The organism is Crocosphaera watsonii WH 8501, from assembly GCF_000167195.1.
In the GTDB taxonomy this organism is placed as follows: Bacteria; Cyanobacteriota; Cyanobacteriia; order Cyanobacteriales; family Microcystaceae; genus Crocosphaera; species Crocosphaera watsonii.
Genome location: NZ_AADV02000008.1, coordinates 44,044 through 63,512, shown reverse-complemented (window position 1 = coordinate 63,512; position 19,469 = coordinate 44,044). Strand labels below are relative to the sequence as shown.

Genomic DNA, 19,469 nt, shown 5'->3' with positions numbered 1-19,469 from the left:
CAACTTATCACTTTTCTTAAAAACATTTTTCACCTTACGCGTTTCCAAACCAATTTTGCGTAACTATTTTGATACTTAGGAAACAAATTCCTTCCAATAACATTCAACNCATGTAAATATCTTGCAATTCGTAATATAAGCGCNTTAATTCTAGCAGAAGACTTCTTCATACCATCCCAATTTCTACAAATTGCGTTCTCCAACCCAGATCCTTACAGAAATGGGTTGAACAGACGATCCAGATTTCCCCACCAACAGTCTTTGTCAGATTTAAAGTAAAATCAACCCGAATTAGACAAAGATGAAAAGATAATCAATCACTCATTTTTCGGAAAAAATTAGTAATAAAATCTCTAATAGTACTAGATTGTTAGAATAAAATATGCTATAATTTAATTATTAAAACAATTTACCTTAAACTGATTTAATGAGTCCCAGTCATCCCCGAACCCCTCGTCAATTAATCAACTTTAGTAAACAGAAAGGAAAAGAAATAATCGCTAATTTTGATGGGGGACTAATCACTTCAGATGCGGGGATTGTCTGGATAGCTGAGTTGGATAAAAAACTGGGAATTACGGAGAAGTTTGGTAACTGTTTTCAAGATCATCGTCATCAATCTTATGTAGATCATTCCGTTCATGAGTTATTAGCACAAAGGCTTTATGGAATTATTTTAGGCTATGAAGATGTCAATGACCATGATAAATTACGCCACGATCCTGCCCTTAAGATCGCTTTAGAAAAGCTTAATGAACTTGAAGATAAAAAGGGATGGTTAGCTGGAAAAAGTACAATTAATAGATTGGAATATTGTCCTGAGACTATTTTCGACCAAAAAACGAGTCGTTATCATAAAATAGAACCCAACTTTGAAGCCATTGAAAAATCTTTTGTCGAATTTTTTTTAGAGTCTTATAAAAAACCTCCCTTAAGTATTATATTAGATATGGATGTCACGGATGACCAAGTACATGGTAATCAAGAAGGGGCATTTTTTAATAGTTATTATCACGGAGTATGTTATGCTCCTTTATATATTTTCTGTGGGCATCATTTATTAGTTGCTAAACTTCGTTCATCTAATGTAGATCCAGCCGATGGAGCCTTAGACGAATTACAAAGAATTATCGGACTAATTAGAGAAAAATGGTCAGAGACTCATATCCTAGTTAGGGTGATAGTGCCTATGCCCGTGAAGAAATCTTCTATTTTTGTGAAAATCAGCCTTTAGTTGATTATGTTATAGCTATGGGAACAAATGGCGTTCTTAAGTTACGAGCGGATGATGTAATTGAAAAAGCCAAACATGAATATGAAAAAAAACTAGCTCCAATAATTGAATTAATGGATAGTTTATTTCAGAAAAAAGAAGATTTAGAAGAAGTTAAAAAATTAGTACCAATTTCTACTTGGCATCGCTCTATTCGTTATAAAACAGAAAAGTCATGGAGTTGTCAAAGAAGAGTAGTGACAAAAGTTTGTTATGGAAGTGATGGCTTAAAAATGCGCCATGTGGTGACATCTTTGCCCGCTTCAAAAATTCCACCCTCAAAACTTTATACAAAAAAATACTGTCCGAGAGGCGAGATGGAAAATCGGAGTAAAGAACAACAATTAGACTTGTTAGCTGATAGAACTTCAACTCAAACATTTCAAAGTAATCAACTAAGATTATGGATACATTCCTGGGCTTATGTTCTCATAAATGCTTTTCGTCAACACTGTTTAAAAAAAACTTCATTGGCTAAAGCAACTGTGGGAAGAATACGTCTAAATCTTCTTAAGTTGGGAGCCAGAATAAAGATTAGTTGTAGAAGAATTATTATCGCTATAGCTAGTGCTTGTCCTTATCAAGATATTTTGTCTATTGCTAACAAAAGAATTAAAACTATTCCTAATACTGGATAAGTAGAATAAGTTGTTTTTTAAAAAAGATATCTATCATAAGTTGTTGACTGACTGATACTTTCATTTAGTCTTATTTATCGTGGAGAAAATCAAAAGTTAATATAATTATTCCCTCTTAAACTCAATTTTTGGATAATCAAAGTCAATTTTTTTATTCATCTATATTCAAAATTTCTATTAGTCCTAAAAATTATCATTTTTCATCTCTGGATTGGGCTTTCAAATTAATTTGTGAGAAATCCGGGACTATCGCTTACAAAAATATCTTTGGGAGGTTAAACAGGAAACTGTTGAACCTTTTATCCAAAAGAATCAGGCTCAAATTATTCGTTGTAAGCATAAGTTAGCTACTTTGGTTAATAAAGTTGGTAAATTAGGAATTCCGTCTTATCTTTTAGGGTTTGCTAATCATTCAATTTTTAGCTGGATAGTTCTGCTCAACTATTGCTATTCTTTGAAAAAGTCTAATCCTAGTGATGTAGACGCTATTTTACAGATGATTGCTGAAGCTTGTGTTAGTGGTTTACCTCTACAACGAATCAATTCAGAGTCTTTAAACCAGTTAGAATTTCCCGTTAATTCTTCTGCCCCTAGTCTTCTTGAGTTAACCCATTCTTATGTTGAGTTAGATCCTGATAATTTATTAAAAGTTGCTCCTAAGAAATATGCTCATGTTACTTTTCAAAAGATATTCTTAGAGCGTTTAAATTGTCAAGAATGGCAAGACATTGCTCATCGTTATCAAGTTAATGCTTCTTCCCTGAGAACTTTTTTTCAGCGTAATCTTAATAAATTTTCTGGTCATATTCGCCAGTTTGTAGAAGCACAACGAGAGTTTGGTTAGTTACCTGAGTTCGATATAAGGAAATTTATAGACAACTGGTCAAAATTAAGAGTCTTAAACCCTGATTTTGCCATCGAAAAAACTCTAACTCTCAACTCCTAACTCCGAACTCCTAACTCCGAACTCCGAACTCCTAACTCCTAACTCCGAACTCCGAACTCAGGTTAGTTGCTTACAGAGATTCCTAGTTCCTCCGAATGACATTTATCCATTATTAGTGAATAACGTTTATTGTGTTCTTCTTTTTGATGAACATCAGAGGAATATTATGCAAATTTTCAGGACAATTCTATGATGACAGTATATCCCAGTTCCCTAACCTTAATGATCCCCATTGAACCTGAAGATCATCAAATGGCGGAAAGATTTTCTGAAGGGTGTAAAACCTTTTCTAATACAGAACAAGTTTATTTAACTACCTTAGCGGTTTCTGTGGTTAAGTCTTATCTCAAAATTTTCGATATTGATAGTCAAATTCGCTTTTTAAAGGCTTTCAATCATGTTCCTTATTTACTGATTAACGATCAGCAAAAACTGACTTATCAATCTGTTTTAGAAGATGAAAGCACTGTACAAATAGCTGTTTTTTTACCTAATAGTTTAGGTTGCGCTTTGGTAGAAATTAACGAAGATATGACCCAAGGAAAAATTTTAGTTGTTGTTGATTCTGCCGTTTCTCAATGGGTTGCCATTGATGAATTAAATCTGCGATCGCCTGAACAATTTTTGTCTGCTTTACAGTAATTTTTGTCCCCCATTCAATTAACTTAGTTTCTTAAGGAGTATGTATCATGAAACTTCAATCTTTTGCTCAATTAATGACCACTACATTATTACTTTCTTTAGCTAGTCCTACTATGATAAAAGCCGCTAACATTTATACTGTCAATTTTTCTGGTGTTAGTGATTCAGGAAACGGAGGTCCCTACAATATCAATGGTGGTTTTACTTGGGATGATAGTGTAGTTGGTGCTTCTAGTAATCCTGCTGATGTTGCTTGGAATGATCCTGGTATATCCAATTTTACAATAGCTGTGACTGGTGGGGCATCTCCTTTTACTTTTAATGAAAGCACTATATTTGGATCTCGACCTTTTTCTACTAGCCCTAGTCTAGCCAATGATGCTACTTTTGATTTAACAAGTTCAGAGTTAATTATTAATAATAATGCTGAATTTATTGATAATAATGGCAATGGACGATTATGTTTAGGTAACAATAGTAGTTTTTGTAATGCTAATACGATATTTGCTATTAGTCTAGGTTCTGGTATTTATGGAGGGGGTGGTTATAATGCACCTAATTTTTTTGGTATAGGTTACAGTGTAACATCTACTGTTACAGTCAAATCAGATGAACCTGAATCTATTCCAGAATCATCTAATATTTTAGGACTTATTTTAGTAGGTGCTGGTTTTATTTTCACAGGGATTAAATGCAAGAAGAACAAGGAATAAGAAAACTAAATTTTACGGGTAGGGTGCATTAACGAAGTGTAATGCACCTTCAGGAGAATTAAACGAACATGGTGGGTTACGACGGATTATTATTTTCTTGTTATAACCCAAATTATCGCCGTCTAACCCACCCTACTTTAAGGCTTTTTTACAGGGATTAAATGTAAAAAGAAAGAAGAAATTACAACCGAACAAGAAACCTAAATCTTACGGGTGGGGTGCATTAACGAAGTGTAATGCACCTTTGGAAAAATTAAACTAAATGGTGGGTTACGACGGATTATTATTTTCTTGTTATAACCCAAATTATTGCCGTCTAACCCACCCTACGGATGACTGATTACTGAATGTGAATAGAGGTTAATTAAGGTTATTTTCTAACCAATTAACTAAATCGGTTTCTGTCTGAAAATCCAGTAAAGCTTCGCCTAATTCTTCTAAAGTATTTAGAAGAAGAAAACTAAATTTTATGGGTAGGGTGCATAAACCAAGTGTAATGCACCTTCAGGAAACTTAAAGGAAAATGGTGCCCTGCGACGGATTATTATTTTCTTGTTATAACCCAAATTATTCCCGTCTAACCCACCCTACTTTAAGGGTTTTTTACTGGGATTAATTAATTGAAATCATGGTATAACATTATTAGCTAAAGTCCACTATATTTGGGTTAATAATGAAGACAAAACAAATCCTGAACCTTATTGATATTAAGCAGCAAGATGGGTTTCCACAACTCCCACTAAATAATTAACCCAATGACTAGCAGCATTAGGACATTCTGATTCAACCATCACCCTAATTAAAGTTTCTGTTCCCGACGCACGAACTAAAACCCGGCCTGTATTACCCATATCTTCCCCTGCTTGGGCGATGGCCTGTTGCAGAGGTTCACACTGTTGCCAAGAGCGTAATTTTTCCCGATCTTCTAAACGAACATTGCGTAAAATCTGGGGATAGGTTTCAAAACTATTTTGCACCAACTCAGCCAAAGATACCCCAGACTCATGCACCAAAGCAGCCAACTGTAACGCCGTTTGGACACCATCCCCTGACACCCCGTAATGATGACAGATAATGTGTCCCGACTGTTCACCCCCAAGCATAGCCCCAGTTTGCCACATTTGCGCTTGAACATGGCGATCGCCTACAGAGGTACGAACCAATTGACCCCCTAGACCTTGCCAAGCACGTTCAAACCCCAAATTTGCCATAACAGTGCCGATCAAGAGGTTATCGGGCAGTTTACCCCGCTCTAAGAGGTATTTTCCCCAGAGGTAAAGAATATAATCTCCATCCACCACCTTTCCTGTACCATCTACCGCCATCACCCGATCAGCATCTCCATCAAAAGCAAACCCCATGTCCGCCTGATGTTCTGAGATCGCAGCTTGCAATAAATTAAGATTAGTGGAACCACAATTGACATTAATGCGATCGCCGTTAGCTGTATCGTGTAAACAAATAACTTCTGCACCCAACGCATTAAACATAGCCGGGGCCACATTTACCGAAGCACCCCAAGCCAAATCTAAAACGATTTTCATCCCTTGACAACTGAAGGAAGTGGGTAAACTGTCCTGTAAAAACTGACAATAATCATTAACTAAACTGGATTGATATAAAGTTTTACCCCAAACAGCCATATCATCCATGGACACAACAAGATTACCTCGTAACCCCTCTTCTATTTCTTGGGCTAGGGTTGAGGACAACTTCGTACCATCTGCGTTAAAAAATTTAATTCCGTTATCTTCTGGAGGGTTATGACTAGCAGAAATCATGATCCCTGCCATTGCTTCGCTGTGACGGGTTAAATAAGCAACACAGGGAGTAGGACATAATCCTAACTGCCAGACTTCCAAGCCGACTGAAGTTAGTCCTGCGGCCATAGCCATAGCTAACATATCGCTGGAGTTACGAGAGTCTTGACCGATGATAATGGGACCGGGTGTGGCTGTTTTTGATTTTAAAACTTGTCCGGCATAAAATGCTAATTGTAGGGCAAACGGAGCCGTTAATAACTCTCCTGCCTTACCTCTGATGCCATCAGTCCCAAACAAAGCACTATTGGGTAGATGGGGGAGTGGATTCAAAAAGCGATGATTGAAGTTCCTGGTCTGATTATTTGAACGACCGCTGCCATTAGGATATAGGGAGATAACCATTGATTCACTGCCTCACAACTTACTCACCTTTACAGGATATACTCTTTAGTTCGATCTGAGTAAAATTTTGGACTACAAGAATTCTAAACGTTAAAACCTTACCTAATGTTCCAGAGATTGTCTTTCTTAACTAAGTTCCCTTGTTCTTGCCTGGCAATAGGGCAAGTATGCTAATGACGAGTAAACCTAATATAGAACTAGGTTCGGGGACATTTTCTGGGTCTCCTGTTGGATCTACCACAGGAGGTTTAGGAGGTTCAGGAGGCCGAGGAGGTGGTGGTGTGCCAATGGTTTCTAAGCCCAATTTCAAACGAAATGCGTCTTCTAGGGTTTTTTCTCCTGTTGCGTAATCATACAAAACAAACCCATCGTTACCAGCTAAATTCAACGGAGGGAATCCATCACCAAAAGGATCGACGATATTTTGCAAGTTAGAGCTATGGTAAAGGTCCCCAGAGGGATTTGCTTCTCCCCCCCCCTGTGCATCAAGTGTTGTAGGGATGGCTAGGGCGTTAAATGTAACACCACTGTCGAATAATAAGAATGCCATGTCCAGACTGTTCACAGACGATGATGATTCTGTTTCAAATCCATCGCTCGATAAATTAACAGTCTGATGTCCATCATAGGAATTATTCGAGCATAGGAATTATTCGAGAACTCTTTGATCATCAAGTCCAGAACATCACCAATGGGAGTGAAACCACCCACTTTATTAATGGTCATCGAATCCAATTGTCCCATACCTGATTGATGTTGTCAGTTAAATACAGTCCAATCAGCAATTTGCTCCAAAACAGGGTAAACTAATTGGCGGTTATCGGGGTCAATTCCAGAGCCAAACTGATAAATACTAACCGCTACACTTGGATCATTGATTACTACTGTTTGACCATAATTTTTGTGGTCGGCTACTTGTTTACCTTTTAATGGCAAAACAAAGTCATTATAAAAGTTAGGATCATTGAAGATGTTACCTAAAGCATCAATTTGATCATAAAAATGTTCATCTGAAATACTATCAGAGCCATCAATTAAAAGTGCTAGTTCTAGGGAAACTTGTGTCAATCCTGCGGCATTGACCGTTAGCCCATAGCCTAAGATTGATGCAGCAAAAGTGGTTCCCAGTAAACCCTTAGAAATTAAAGTTGATTTTTTCATAATAAATAAGTATTTCCGCCCAAAATTTCTGAATCTCTTAAAACAGAGCCAATAGATAATTTAAAGATTATTTACTTTCATTATTACATTTATATCTTTCAATTGTTAACCCTAAAAACACTGGTATTTGACACAAAAAAATATGAAATAATATGTAGAAAATAAAGTTAATGTAAAGTTTGAATTGTTATTTTAAAGAATCAATTAAGTTTCAGATAAAACCCATAAAAACAGCGATCAAAATAATACCTGAATATCCAGGGAAATAACTAATGTTGATATGGGAAATCATTAGTCTATGTCTTCACAAGCACCCATACTGACCCAAGTGCCAGAACCATCAGCCCACAATTCTTTTTTCCAGATGGGAGCATTATGTTTTAACGTGTCAATACCATAACGACAAGCAGCAAACGCTTCACCCCGATGAGGACAGCCTACAGCGATTAAGACACTAATTTCCCCAATCTTTAGCTTACCAATGCGATGATGGATGACGACTCGGTTGGTTTGCGGCCATTTTTGACGAATATGAGCGGCAATTTCCTGGAAAATGAGCAGAGCCATCCGTTCATAACCCTGATATTCTAGATAACGAACGGCTTTGCCCTCGGTTTCTTGTCGAACTGTCCCACTCATCAAAGCGATCGCCCCGTTACTAGGGTCATCAGCTAAGCCATAAACCTCTTCCAAGGATAGAGGAGCAAAGCTAATTCTAAAACTATCGTGGGGATGGTCTGAATTTGTGGCAGGAAAAGGATTAAGAGAAGATTTCATATAAACTATTTTATGTTATTCTAGTAAAGTTGTTAAAATCTCGCACATTCAGGACTTCGGGTGTTTCTTCGCAAGAAATACACCTGAATGGAGGATTAACCCGAAACAGGAGAAAATTTAATTATGCCAGTCGTATCCCTCGAAGACTTGCTCAATGCAGGGGTTCATTTTGGGCATCAAACCCGCCGTTGGAACCCCAAAATGTCCCAATATATTTATACAGCCCGTAATGGGGTTCATATCATCGATTTGGTGCAAACAGCCCAATTGATGGAGGATGCTTATCAATACGTTCGCAATAACTCTGATAAAGGTAAACGATTCTTATTTGTCGGAACCAAGCGTCAAGCAGCCGGCATCATTGCTCAAGAAGCATCTCGTTGCGGAGCTAACTACGTTAACCAACGTTGGTTAGGAGGAATGCTCACCAACTGGGAAACCATCAAAACCAGGGTTGAAAGACTTAAAGAATTAGAAGCAATGGAAGACAGTGGACAAATCGCTCGTCGTCCTAAAAAAGAAGCCTCTGTATTGCGTCGGGAATTAGGCAAACTACAAAAATATCTCGGTGGCATTAAAACCATGCGTCGTCCCCCCGATGTAGTGGTGATTGTGGATCAACGTCGGGAATATAATGCTATCCAAGAATGTCAAAAATTAGGCATTCCCATGATTTCCCTGTTAGATACCAATTGTGACCCCGACTACGCTGATATTCCCATTCCAGCCAATGATGATGCTATTCGTTCTATCAAATTAATTTTAGGTAGATTGGCAGATGCCATTTATGAAGGCCGTCATGGTCAGTTAGACTCTGATGATGATTATGAAGAGTTTGAGGAAAGCCTCGCAGAAGGGGACTACGATGACTACGATGAGGAAGAAGAAGAGGGGGTTGAAGCCGTCGCTTCTGGAGAAGGAGAAGAGGAGTAAATGTGAAGTACCCCAACTAATTGCAAGCAATATAGTTGGGGCTTTGGTGATTCATTGGGATGCGCTTTTTATCCCGAAAGATAAGGAATCTTACCTTCCCTCCACTGCCATCCGCCCTTCCAAGGCAGATTACTGTTGATGCTAAAATGATAGACGAGTCCAGTGAAACTATGAACCTGAGTTCCATATAAGGTTTAACCCTTTGAGTAAGTCTACAGGTTAATTTAAGGGATGTAGGTGTCTGTTGAAGGGCATTAAGTTAGATGAAAATCTAATAAGTTAATAAGCAAAGATATGGAACCGTCTTGTCTTTGTTCACTAACTAGAATCCATGTTTTTCAGAGCATGGAGACTTCAAATAGTTGTTAGCGTACACACTAAAATCAAAATGGCCGAAATCTCAGCAAAACTGGTTAAACAACTCCGTGAAAAAACTGGCGCGGGGATGATGGATTGTAAAAAAGCCCTCAAAGAAAATGAGGGGGATATGGAAAAGTCCATGGAATGGTTACGGCAAAAAGGTATCACCTCCGCCGAGAAAAAATCAGGCCGACAAACCGCAGAAGGATTGGTTCATAGTTATATTCATACTGGTGGCCGCATTGGGGTACTGGTAGAAGTGAACTGTGAAACCGACTTTGTGGCCCGTCGAGATGAATTTAAAGACCTGGTCCAAAACGTTGCTATGCAAATCGCAGCTTGTCCCAATGTAGAGTATGTGACCACAGGAGATATTCCTGAAGCAATGATCGCTAAGGAAAAAGAAATTGAAATGGGACGAGATGATTTAGGCAATAAGCCTGATAACATTAAGGAAAAGATTGTTCAAGGGCGTATTGATAAGCGAAAAAAAGAACTTAGTTTGCTCGATCAACCCTATGTTAAAGACCAGAATATGACGGTTGAAGAGTTACTTAAACAAACCATCGCCCAACTTGGGGAAAACATTCAAGTTCGTCGTTTCACTCGCTTTGTGTTAGGAGAGGGGATCGAAAAGCAAGAAGTTAGTTTTGCTGATGAAGTCGCTGCCCAAACAGGACAAAAAGCATAAACCTTGGACTTGTTTTCATGGCTGAATCTGATCAGTAAAAAAAAGTAAATTCTCTCAAGAATGGTTATTAATAGTAAGGCAAAAGTAAGGAAAATAGCTCCAACTCTTGCCTTATTTCGGTATTTTTGATTAATATATTGGGTTATTAAAAGTTGACTTATGGCAAAATCTCTGCAAAAAATTAGGCAAGAAATAGAACAGTTAGAACAACAATCAAAGGATTTTTTTACAGGATTGAACGAACTTTATAAACGATATTTAGAATTATTAAGTTTGTCTTTAAAAAAACAATTAATTTTAGCGGTTTATGAAATTTGTACCAAGATTTATCCTGAAGAATTTTTACGTTTATCCTATAGTAAAAGAGAAAAATTGCAAGGACAAATTAGAGAATTGTGTCAACCGATTGAATCTAAGTTTTTAGCCTATATTACCTTCCCACAACCAGCCCCAACAGCTACTTTAACCGAACAAATCTTAACCCAATTATCTCTGATGAAAAATCAGGAATTTCAAGTAGAACATGAGGATGATGATGGAGAGAATGACGATTCAATTTCTCAAATTGACAATCCTGAAGACCTTGTTTTGTGGTGCAAAAGGGTGGAACAAGGGATCAGAGTGATTATCCATAATTTAGCTCAAGATGTTAATAGAGAGTTACAAAAAAATAAAATTATTGCTAGTCAGTTTCCTCCTCAACTTTTGGAAATGGCCTTACAAGCAGAAGAAGGAGCCTCGTCTTCAGGAAATCCTCCTAATATTTTAAATTTACTGATAGAAACGAATCGAAAAGATAAGCAAGAAGAAGGGGAAAATAGTGATAATGAAGATAATAGAGAATCCCAAATAACCAAAATTTCTGTTATTCATTTACGATTATCTGATATCGAGTTTGCTGATCCTCAATTAAGTATTCAACGTCAACAAATTCGCCAAAAACTAGATATTGTCAAAAAAATTCGCAAAGCTTATCAAAAAATTCAACGGGAAAATGCTCAGGCACAGGCAGAAGCAGCATGGCGTTCTAGTTGGCACGATTGAATGAAGTCAAGAGTCAGAAGTATAATTTATAGTTATTGTTCCACAAAATACTCACTAAAATCTTTGTTAAATTAAGCAAACTTCAAAGCAAAAATTGGATTCTTCTGCTAAATTTTAAAGTGATTGTAGAAGTATTAGTCCCATGAAACCCCTAAAATCCTCTCAAAAATGGCTAGGAACTGTTTTAATGGTTTCTCTGTTAACCACAGGTTGCGCCTCCGATGAAACCACTGCCACTGCTCCTCAAGCTGTCGAGGTGGAACTGAAAACCCTTAAACCCGCTACTCTAGTTGACAGTAGCACTTATGTAGGAACCCTCGAAGCCAGACAAAGGGTACAATTAGCCCCCAGTCGTACCAATGGGAGAATTAAGCAAATTTTAGTCAGAGAAGGTGATCTGGTGCGTCAAGGGCAAAGATTAATCGAAATTGAACCCCAGCAACAACAACAAGAATTAGTAGCCGCTACGGGGAACTTGAAAGTGGCTATGGCGGATCTCAAAGTCGCAGAGGCAGAATATCGTCAACGACAGGCCGAAAGAGATACTGCTAAGGCTGATGTGGAAACTGCTAAGGCCAATTTAGCCAAATCTGAAGCGGATGTACAAGAGATAGAAGCTAACTTGGTTTTAGCAAAAAAAGAATACGAACGGGCAAAGTTTCTTGAATCAGAGGGGGTAGTTCCTACGCAAAACCTGGATGAAGCCACTCAAAATCTGGATAATACCCAAGCTCAGTTAGAATCAAGAATTAAAACCCGTGACGCTTCTCAAGAAGCCCTCAACGCAAGCCAAAACCAGTTACAAGCAGCCGAAAGACAGATTGAGCAAGCACTAGCCAATATAGATAGTCGTCAATCTGCTATTGTTCAAGCCGAAGGACAACAAGGTTCTACCGCAGCTACCCTAGATTACAATTTCCTATTGTCTCCAATTACCGGAGTTATTGGGGAATTCAATGAGAAAAAAATTGGGGATAGTGTCAGCGTCGGTGAGGGAATCACTACGATCACCGATAATCAAGTCTTTTATCTCAATGTCAATATTCCCACTGAAAACCGCAACCGTCTCCGTAAGGGACTTCCCGTCGAACTGATTAACCCCGATGGCAGTCCCGGGGTTCGAGGACAAATCACTTATATTGCCCCTCTAGTTGACCAAAATGCTCAGTCTATCCTCGTTAAAATGGAGTTTCGTAATAATGGTACTCTACGGGATAGACAGTATGTAGAAGCAAGAGTTGTCTGGGAGACTCAACCAGGAGTCTTGGTTCCCACTACCGCCGTTACCAGTTTAGGTGGACAAAAATTCGTCTTCTTAGCTCAACCAGGAGATCAGCAAAATTTAGTGGCCAAACAGATCCCAGTTAAGGTAGGACCTATTCAAGGTCAAGCTTATCAGGTAATTTCTGGGGTTAAACCAGGCGATCGCATTGCTGTCAGTCGCATTCTTGACTTAAAAGATGGTCGTGCCCTCAAAGAACAAGAACTCTCCGCAACTACTCAGTAACTTGTCGTATTTTCTAAATCAAGGATAAGAAAAGAATTAGTGGGAGATGTTCCTCCCCACTAATATTTTTACTGAAAAAATGAAATTAACGGGGAACAATATAAATACAGAGAATGTCCATCTCAGAAAAGGCTATATTTTTTTAATAAATACTATTATTTATTAGGGAATATTGGGAACAAAGTAATGTCTAATACTTCACTAGAAGAAATAATTTCAAAAAATAATCTAATCAGAGATGAACTTAGTTCACTGATCACGGATGAAACAACAAATACCCCGAAAAGAGATTCATCTCTACCCAAAATTTCCTTAAAAAATCCTGATGTTATTCTAACTCCTAACGAGGTTAACCTGCGCCATGGAACAGGTGTAATTATTAGAAATATTTTTTCTGATAGTGAGAATATTCTTTCGATTCGTTTTCATGATTACTACGACGGACACCAAGATTTTGGTGATATTAACTTCTGTTTTTGTATAGATGAATTATCTCGTTCAGAAACCTTTACTAGACTCAGCGAACTGTTCCAAGGTATCCAGCCTAGACGAATTTTATGTGTTGTTTTTTCTCCACAAGAAGCCCTAGCAGCAATCGCCTTAAAAGAGATATTTAACGTTCCTTTGTGTTAGCGATTATCCTATTCCTGTTATTGTCACAGAATTTTGGGATAAAAATCATGTTTTCGCTAACTTTGATGCTTTTAACAGTCTTAAAGTATTAGTGCAAGAAATGCGTGTTAGAAAGTATTATTGGTATATTGTTGTTGCTCGCAGAGAAAATCAGCATTCCTCAGATTTTGTTTATGAAGTTTTTTATTATTGTAATTTTCCACAAACTTTGAATAATTCTTGGGGTAATGTATTTTTCTTTAACGAATATCAAGTGTTTAAGAAAGCCTTAGATTGGTGTGCCACTATGCTTCCAATGGCCTATTTTAAATAGAAAACCTAGAACTTATTTAATCAATATATCAAATTTAATATGAGCATTTCTTCACAAACTATACACCATGATATTTTGCGTTCTCTACACTTTTTACATATACCCAAAACAGCAGGAACTAGCATAAGAACTTGGTTGATGGATTTGTATTCTGAAAAAGACTGGCTACCCTGTCATTTCCTCGAAGAACTTGAAACATTTACCTCTGAAGAAATAAAAAAGTATCATTTTTTTAGCGGTCATTTGGGTATAAATTGGTACGATAAATTACCAAAACCTCCTCACACTTTTACTTGGTTTCGTCAGCCTTTAGCTAGAGAAATCTCCCAATATTATTATATCAAAAATACCATAGATTTTCTATTGAGTTTATCTCATAGTCCTTTAAAAGCAGATTATCTTAATGCAGTTCACCATTTATCCATGAGCGAACTTTATAAATCATCTGCTTATTTAGGTTTTTATGATAATTTACAGGTAAGATTCTTAGCCGGAATTTTTCCCCAAAAACAACAAGAACCTATCTATTGTGATGACAATATTTTGAATATAGCTAAAGAAAATTTACTGAACTTATTTTTCTGGGGTATTTGTGAGTTGATGGAGGATTCTGTGGCTTTATTTAACTATTCATTAGGGATTCCTCCTAGACCTTTAAACCGCTCTTTAAATAAGAGAGAAAAAGCAAATATTGACTATAAACCATCAGAAGAAGAGTGTAATATAATTCAAAATGTCAATCACTATGATCAAAAACTTTACTCTTTTGCTAAGTCCATTTTTTAAGAAAAAATTAGAAACTTTACTGAAGATATAAACTTATATTTTGCCCCTTATCCTCAAAAGCATAAAGATTATCATCAAAAAAAAGTCGATTATCTGAGGATTAATTTTCAACAAAAGCACCAATCAGTGTCAAGATTTACCAAAATAAATTTTAATTTTTCTGAAGCTGTTTTTTTAGAGAATTGGTATCCTAGATTTTACTATAACCCTATAAATAAATGGTTAAGATGGGCAGGGCCAGAAAATAAGTCATATATATATATACCCCTTGCAGAAAACAATAATTATCAAATTAGTTTTACAATATTTTATATCATGTCTCCAGAGATTTTAGACTCATTATCTTTGTGGGTAGGAGACACAAAGATTGAATTAGATATCCAGAAAAATTACCACAATGAACAATTAGTCACTTATCAGCTTAAGGGAATAATTGGAGAACATTTAATTAGTTCAAGTAATCCTTATACCCCATTGAAGTTTGTTTTTTCTCAAACAATACCCATGGAAATTTCTAATCATGATGGAGAGGTTGTAGAAATACAGTACGTCAGCTTTGCAACAGATGGATTAAGCATTAAACCTTTTAACACTCAAACAACTATTGCAGCTTGGCGAAAGTAATCCACCAGATTTTTACAGAAACTTTCGTGACTAGCCACGACAATGTGTTTCAATGAAACTAACGGAAGAATCTCGAAGTTGATGTCCATGATAAAAGCATTGCCAATTAACCTCTCCAACCTACAGAAAACAGTACTCCAACAAATAGTGAGAGGGACAACAAACCCCTATCGCCTTGTTAGACGAGCCAAGCTAATCTTAGCCGCAGCATCAGGAGAGAGCAATAGTTCGATTAGTCGAAGATTAGAATTAGACCGAGTACAAGTGCGTCAGTGGCGATCGCGATGGTTTGAGGAGAGAGAAAAACTGAGTGCCGCCGAAGAACAACAGGTAACGGAGAAAGCATTAATGGTCTTGATCAAAGGAATTTTAAGCGATCGCCCAAGACCTGGAACAACAAAATCCTTTACGGTCGAACAAGTAGTCCAGATTGTAGCGATCGCTTGTGAAGAATGTGAAAAATCAGACAGACCAGTGAGCCATTGGACACCTTCAGAGTTGGCGGATGAAGCCATAAAAAGAGGAATTGTCGAAAAGATTTCCCCCCGTAGTGTGGGGCGTTTTTTAAAAAGAAGCGACATTACAACCACATCTCGTTCGTTACTGGTTAAATGCCAAAATTGATGATCCCTTAAAATTTAAAAAGCAAGTCAAATATATCTGTGAACTTCATCAAGAAGCTAAAACTTTGTTAGAACAAGGAATTCATTTAATTAGTACAGATGAAATGACAGGGATTCAAGCTCTTGAGAGATTATTTCCGAACAAAAGAATCAAGCCTAAACAAGTAGAAAAAATCGAATTTGAATATGAAAGACACGGAACTTTAAGCTTGATTGCGAACTGGGATGTGGCAAGAGGAAAAGTTGTTAGTCCCTCTATTGGACCGACAAGAACAGAACAAGATTTTTCTGAACATATCCAGAGAACGATTAAGATTGATGAAAAAGCAGAATGGATTTTTATTGTAGATCAACTCAACACTCATAAATCGGAAAGCTTAGTCAAATTAGTAGCAGAAAGCTGTGGAATTACTATTGATTTGGGAAGAAAAGGAAAGGAGGGGATTTTGCAATCTATGGACAGCAGAGCAGATTTTTTATCAGATGAATCTCATCGAATTAGCTTTGTTTATATTCCCCAAAATACATCGTGGCTTAATCAAATTGAGTGTTGGTTTTCGATCTTAGTCAGGCGTTTACTCAAAAGAATTACTGTCCGTTCAACTGAAGAACTATCCCAAAAAATTCTCAATTTTATTGATTACTTTAATCAACATTTTGCTAAGCCGTTCGTTTGGAAATTTAAGGGCTTTAAAGATCATAAGTGACTGGTGGATTGTTTTTGCTAAGCTGCACTAGGGGGTTAATTTAAAGCGTTGTAATAGTACACTACTTCGAGAACTTTTGGGTACATTAGTATTAGTTATTAACAATATTGACTAATATCTTCTCCCCATTCTTCAGCGAGATAACAAAGGGCGCGGAAGCGTAAGGCCATTAAATCATCGTATAAGGGGTTAAGTTTACACAGAGGGGGGATACTGAGTAATATATGACCGAAAAACTCAATTTTCCTTTCAAAAGGACATTGAGCAGGAATAAGACGGCAAAGACGATGGGCAAAGGTGCGATCGCTAATTTCTTGATGCTCTAGGCGATATCTTAAAATTTGTAATATTTTTGCTCCTGGAGCTTTTAACCATTTAGAAGGAGAATTAGACTCAGAAGAACCATAGCCTAAAACAAAATTTCTGACGGTATAATATGTTACATTCATGATAGAATTCCTTATTACATTAATAAGGGAACAGTTTTGATAAGAGAATGGGATTTGTCAAAAATGAAACAATGTTTTTAAGGTTTTCCTTAAATAACGCTAGTAACATCATAGACAAAAACTTGTCCTAATGGCTAATCTTTTTTGATTGATTTTTTTCTATCTCAATCACAATTGTGATTGAAAACTAATAATAGTTACTAGCTTGATTAACCCAACATTGTTATCATAACCAACCTGACAAGGGGTTATTTGGAAAAAAAGTTGAAGAATAATCCCAACCCCTTGCTTGTATTGTTCCCATTCTCAAAACTGAAACTATCAAAAATATTAAGGAATATTAACCTTTATTCATCTGAGTCTTTAGCGGAGGAACGACGGCGACGGCGACGAACAACTCGTTTGAGATCATCTTCACCAGAAGATTCAGTGGTGTCAGTATCCGCGACATTTTCATCATTATTGTTTGTTTCCATAGCCTCTTCTACTGTAAGAGATTCTGTGGGGCTGTTATTTTTCGTATTTGTTAAATCAATCATCATTTGCTTTTGGCTAGGGGTTGCTGTCTCTGTTTGTTTGCTCTTTTGAGGAGTTTTTTCAACTTTTTTTCTTTCAAACCCCTCTGGTGATTTTACAGAAACCAAAACAGATTTAGGATCTTTAAATTCTTGGTCAACACGAACTAAGGGAGAAATTCCCATCAGGGCGTAAACATTTTGTTCTGTAGGGGTCATTTCCACAGAAACCCGTTCTACGGGAGCATCTTCACGGCGCAAATGTCGAGGGACTCTTTCTCTGCGATTTTCATTACTAGATTCTTTGTTCTCTTCAGTCTCTTTTACTGCCACATTAGTAACTGGTTTACTGGGGACGGGAGTTTCTTCTTTTTCTTTGTTGACCAAATTAGGAGCTTGTGTCGGGGGACGACGACGACGACGACGGTTAGTGGCGTTATTATTCTGCTCTTGATAACTGGGATGATGTAACAATTCTAGTTGATCTGGGTTATCGCTATCCTCATCTTCTAGGAGAGAGTCCCAAGCACTATCATTGGCTTCTGAAGGTTTTTCAACTGGTTTCGCGTTGGGTGCTGGTATAGGAAGGGGAAGGGGGTTATTAGAAACAGATTCGAGAGCGACTAATTTCGATTCTCCGGGAAGATGGGCTAAATGCCCTAAACCACCGCACTGGGGACAGGGTTGCCCAAACAACTCATAAATGTTTTTACCCTGGCGTTTACGGGTTAATTCTACTAATCCCAGTTCTGAGAGTTGAGCGATTTGGGGTCTAGCTTTATCGACTTTTAGGGCTTTGTTGAAATGTTCCAGTAATTTAAGTTGATCTCTTCGGGAGTCCATATCGATGAAATCCACAATAATCACCCCTCCAATGTTTCTTAGTCTTAACTGACGAGCGATTTCTGTGGCGGCTTCGCTATTGGTCCAGAGGACGGTTTCCCGTGAGGTAGCTGAACGGGTAAAGGACCCAGAGTTAACGTCGATGACGGTTAAAGCTTCCGTGGGTTCGATGATGATATAGCCCCCAGAAGGTAGATCCACTCTAGGTTTTAGGGCTTCTCTGACCGCAGCATTGACCCGGAAATAGTCTAAGACGGACATGGACTCCTGATGGTGGTCGATTAATACTCCTTCGGGGGGTCTACCTCCACTCCAGTTCATCAAATGCTGTTTGACTCGTTTGACACTGTTGGGGTTATCCACCACAATACGGTTGACATCCGCGCTGTACATATCCCGTAAAACCTTTTGAATAAAATCATCGTCACGGTTCAACAGGGAAGGAGCGCGGGTTGAGGTGGCTTGAACTTGGATCGACTCCCATTGTTTCTGTAAAGATTCTAAGTCCTCCATAATCGCTTCTTCGGCTTTGCCTTCGGCTTCGGTACGGACTAATAAGCCCATACCAGCAGGTTTAATGAGGATAGCCAAAGCCCTTAAGCGACTTCGTTCGTCATCGTTGCGCATACGTCTAGAAAGGTTCACCCCTTTACCGTGGGGCATTAGTACGATATAACGTCCAGGAAGGCTAATATTACCAGTTAATCTCGGCCCTTTGTTACCAGTTGGTTCTTTCATTACCTGAACCAGCACTTTTTGTTGGGGCGTTAAAAGTTCGGTAATGGCACCAGCACTCCTTTTGAGACGCAACGGACCTAAATCTGTGACATGGATAAAGCCGTTTCTTTCGGCATCTCCAATATTAACAAAGGCTGCATCAATACCGGGGATGACGTTTTCTACCACCCCTAAGAATATGTCGCTAACTTGTTGGTTTCCGGTGGCAACTACTAATTCTTGTATTTGATCTTCCCAAAAGACGGCAGCTATGTGGTGTTGTTCTGCGATAATGATTTGTTTTGGCATTCAATTCCCTCAAACGTTTGTAAGAGACGATGGCAGGTTATAATTCCTGAATTCTTGGCTTAAATTGCTTGAAAAACTGTTTAGGATTAAACATTTTGAC

21 protein-coding genes and 1 pseudogene are annotated in these 19,469 nt (G+C 37.8%); 14 read left to right on the top strand and 8 right to left on the bottom strand.

From position 1 onward, the window contains the following. Positions 1-427: 427 nt before the first annotated feature. From CWATDRAFT_RS35795 to CWATDRAFT_RS12035, 4 genes and pseudogenes are all read left to right on the top strand, one after another. Positions 428-1,911, top strand: a pseudogene (locus CWATDRAFT_RS35795) (IS1380-like element ISCwa5 family transposase). Positions 1,912-2,263: 352 nt separating this feature from the next. After that, entirely contained in the window at positions 2,264-2,755 is a 492-nt protein-coding gene (locus CWATDRAFT_RS12045; protein WP_007305237.1) for a hypothetical protein, read from the top strand. Between the two features lie 291 nt (positions 2,756-3,046). Beyond that, positions 3,047-3,499, top strand: a complete 453-nt coding sequence (locus CWATDRAFT_RS12040; protein WP_007305238.1) for a DUF1822 family protein — start codon at positions 3,047-3,049, stop codon at positions 3,497-3,499. A 47-nt stretch (positions 3,500-3,546) separates the two neighbouring features. Beyond that, complete coding sequence (locus CWATDRAFT_RS12035; protein WP_007305239.1) at positions 3,547-4,212, top strand: hypothetical protein; 666 nt, start codon at positions 3,547-3,549, stop codon at positions 4,210-4,212. A gap of 360 nt (positions 4,213-4,572) precedes the next feature. On the opposite strand, the gene CWATDRAFT_RS33510 is transcribed toward CWATDRAFT_RS12035, so the two are convergent. The 6 genes from CWATDRAFT_RS33510 to CWATDRAFT_RS12010 form a co-directional block, all read right to left on the bottom strand. Beyond that, positions 4,573-4,683, bottom strand: coding sequence for a DUF4351 domain-containing protein (locus tag CWATDRAFT_RS33510; RefSeq protein WP_071905580.1), 111 nt, complete (start codon positions 4,681-4,683; stop codon positions 4,573-4,575). A 236-nt stretch (positions 4,684-4,919) separates the two neighbouring features. Continuing rightward, the gene (glmM, locus tag CWATDRAFT_RS12030) at positions 4,920-6,377 is read right to left on the bottom strand and encodes a phosphoglucosamine mutase (RefSeq protein WP_007305234.1); all 1,458 of its coding nucleotides are present in this window, start codon (positions 6,375-6,377) and stop codon (positions 4,920-4,922) included. 130 nt (positions 6,378-6,507) lie between these two features. Then, entirely contained in the window at positions 6,508-6,927 is a 420-nt protein-coding gene (locus tag CWATDRAFT_RS12025) for a hypothetical protein (protein WP_007305233.1), read from the bottom strand. A gap of 11 nt (positions 6,928-6,938) precedes the next feature. Next, positions 6,939-7,103, bottom strand: a complete 165-nt coding sequence (locus CWATDRAFT_RS12020) for a hypothetical protein (RefSeq protein ID WP_157134073.1) — start codon at positions 7,101-7,103, stop codon at positions 6,939-6,941. 33 nt (positions 7,104-7,136) lie between these two features. After that, positions 7,137-7,538 carry a hypothetical protein gene (locus tag CWATDRAFT_RS12015; protein WP_007305232.1) on the bottom strand — a complete coding sequence of 134 codons (402 nt, stop codon included), beginning with the start codon at positions 7,536-7,538 and terminating at the stop codon, positions 7,137-7,139. Between the two features lie 291 nt (positions 7,539-7,829). Continuing rightward, a complete protein-coding gene (locus tag CWATDRAFT_RS12010; RefSeq protein WP_007305231.1) occupies positions 7,830-8,315 on the bottom strand; it encodes a molybdenum cofactor biosynthesis protein MoaE in 486 nt (161 codons plus the stop codon). Positions 8,316-8,438: 123 nt separating this feature from the next. Between CWATDRAFT_RS12010 and rpsB the strand changes: the two genes are divergently transcribed. The 10 genes from rpsB to CWATDRAFT_RS11960 all read left to right on the top strand — a co-directional run bounded on the left by rpsB (position 8,439) and on the right by CWATDRAFT_RS11960 (position 16,536). Further along, positions 8,439-9,248, top strand: coding sequence for a 30S ribosomal protein S2 (rpsB, locus tag CWATDRAFT_RS12005; RefSeq protein WP_007305240.1), 810 nt, complete (start codon positions 8,439-8,441; stop codon positions 9,246-9,248). A 331-nt stretch (positions 9,249-9,579) separates the two neighbouring features. Then, the gene (gene tsf, locus CWATDRAFT_RS12000; protein ID WP_007305241.1) at positions 9,580-10,299 is read left to right on the top strand and encodes a translation elongation factor Ts; all 720 of its coding nucleotides are present in this window, start codon (positions 9,580-9,582) and stop codon (positions 10,297-10,299) included. Positions 10,300-10,458: 159 nt separating this feature from the next. After that, positions 10,459-11,343: a hypothetical protein gene (locus CWATDRAFT_RS11995; protein ID WP_007305242.1), complete on the top strand. Its 885-nt coding sequence runs from the start codon at positions 10,459-10,461 to the stop codon at positions 11,341-11,343. 142 nt (positions 11,344-11,485) lie between these two features. Further along, complete coding sequence (locus tag CWATDRAFT_RS11990; protein WP_042711465.1) at positions 11,486-12,850, top strand: efflux RND transporter periplasmic adaptor subunit; 1,365 nt, start codon at positions 11,486-11,488, stop codon at positions 12,848-12,850. A 186-nt stretch (positions 12,851-13,036) separates the two neighbouring features. Continuing rightward, the gene (locus tag CWATDRAFT_RS11985; protein WP_007305244.1) at positions 13,037-13,483 is read left to right on the top strand and encodes a hypothetical protein; all 447 of its coding nucleotides are present in this window, start codon (positions 13,037-13,039) and stop codon (positions 13,481-13,483) included. Positions 13,484-13,574: 91 nt separating this feature from the next. Beyond that, positions 13,575-13,796: a hypothetical protein gene (locus CWATDRAFT_RS39735; RefSeq protein ID WP_007305245.1), complete on the top strand. Its 222-nt coding sequence runs from the start codon at positions 13,575-13,577 to the stop codon at positions 13,794-13,796. 138 nt (positions 13,797-13,934) lie between these two features. Beyond that, the gene (locus tag CWATDRAFT_RS11975; protein ID WP_232287083.1) at positions 13,935-14,582 is read left to right on the top strand and encodes a hypothetical protein; all 648 of its coding nucleotides are present in this window, start codon (positions 13,935-13,937) and stop codon (positions 14,580-14,582) included. Positions 14,583-14,708: 126 nt separating this feature from the next. Then, positions 14,709-15,206 carry a hypothetical protein gene (locus CWATDRAFT_RS11970; protein WP_007305247.1) on the top strand — a complete coding sequence of 166 codons (498 nt, stop codon included), beginning with the start codon at positions 14,709-14,711 and terminating at the stop codon, positions 15,204-15,206. A gap of 42 nt (positions 15,207-15,248) precedes the next feature. After that, complete coding sequence (locus CWATDRAFT_RS11965) at positions 15,249-15,830, top strand: helix-turn-helix domain-containing protein (RefSeq protein WP_007303150.1); 582 nt, start codon at positions 15,249-15,251, stop codon at positions 15,828-15,830. 64 nt (positions 15,831-15,894) lie between these two features. Then, positions 15,895-16,536, top strand: coding sequence for a transposase (locus tag CWATDRAFT_RS11960; protein WP_007305248.1), 642 nt, complete (start codon positions 15,895-15,897; stop codon positions 16,534-16,536). A gap of 98 nt (positions 16,537-16,634) precedes the next feature. On the opposite strand, the gene CWATDRAFT_RS11955 is transcribed toward CWATDRAFT_RS11960, so the two are convergent. Together CWATDRAFT_RS11955 and rne are read right to left on the bottom strand one after the other, a co-directional pair. Further along, positions 16,635-16,985, bottom strand: coding sequence for a Mo-dependent nitrogenase C-terminal domain-containing protein (locus CWATDRAFT_RS11955; protein ID WP_007305230.1), 351 nt, complete (start codon positions 16,983-16,985; stop codon positions 16,635-16,637). A 347-nt stretch (positions 16,986-17,332) separates the two neighbouring features. Beyond that, on the bottom strand, positions 17,333-19,369 hold the full coding sequence (rne, locus tag CWATDRAFT_RS11950) for a ribonuclease E (protein WP_007305229.1): 2,037 nt from the start codon (positions 19,367-19,369) through the stop codon (positions 17,333-17,335). Positions 19,370-19,469 lie beyond the last annotated feature (100 nt).